At 70.9% G+C, this 875-nt stretch carries 1 protein-coding gene; it reads right to left on the reverse strand.

The window, feature by feature from the left end:
- Window positions 1-799: IS5 family transposase (locus LHA35_RS28405; RefSeq protein ID WP_226615261.1), on the reverse strand; the 799-nt coding region annotated here is incomplete at its 3' end.
- Window positions 800-875 lie beyond the last annotated feature (76 nt).

The raw sequence follows: 875 nt of genomic DNA on the forward strand, positions 1-875 counted from the left end.
ACACCTTCTCGATACGGCAGCGGACCCGCTGCACGGCAGCGTTGTGCGCCTCCAGCCGCACCAGCGCCTCCGGACCGCGGCCCCAGATGCCGGTCCACACCGTGCGTGGTCGGCCGCCTCGCCCGATGATCACCCGCTCTGCGAGCCCGCCCGTGAAGCTGCTGTCGGCATAGACGTCGCCCGGCTCCGGCGGCAGCACCCGTTCCAGCTCGGCCGCGTCGTGGACATTGGCCGTGGTCACCTCGACGCCGCGGACCAGACCGGCGCCCTCATCGGTGGCCACGTGCGCCTTGTAGCCGTGTGTGGGCTTGCGCCGGCGGTGCCCGGCCCAACGGGCCTCACCGTCGTGCCGGATGCTGGCCGACGGGATCAGGGTGGCGTCCACCAGCGTGCCGGTGCGCACCATGACGCCCTTCGCTTCCAACTGGCGTGTCACGGCCTCGAACAGCGCCCGGTCCAGGCCGCGGCGAACCAGCTCGCGGCGGAACCGGACAAAGGCGGTGCGCTCGGGCACCGGCTCGTGCGCGGCGAAGCCGCAGAAGCGGCGGAAGCTGGTGCGGTCGTCCAGCGCCTCGGCAAGCCGCACGTCCGACAGGTCATGCCAAGTGGCCAGCAGCAGGGCGCGGAACAGGGCCACTGGCGGCCAGCCCAGTTCACCCTTCTCCGCGGCCGAGATGCCCGTGAGCGCACGGTCGATCTCATGCCAGTCGAGCAGGGCGGCAAGCTCCGCCAGCGATGATGCTGCCCGCGGCTCCGACCGTGCAATGAGATCTTCCTGTCCAATCCGTCGCCGTGCCATGCCGACCTCCGTCCGCCGCACAATCAACGAATCATCCTCCTCGGCACGCGTCCAAGCACATCCGCGCACAGCTCTC

Origin of the sequence: Roseicella aerolata (assembly GCF_020523605.1) — a bacterium.
Taxonomy (GTDB): Bacteria; Pseudomonadota; Alphaproteobacteria; order Acetobacterales; family Acetobacteraceae; genus Paracraurococcus; species Paracraurococcus aerolatus.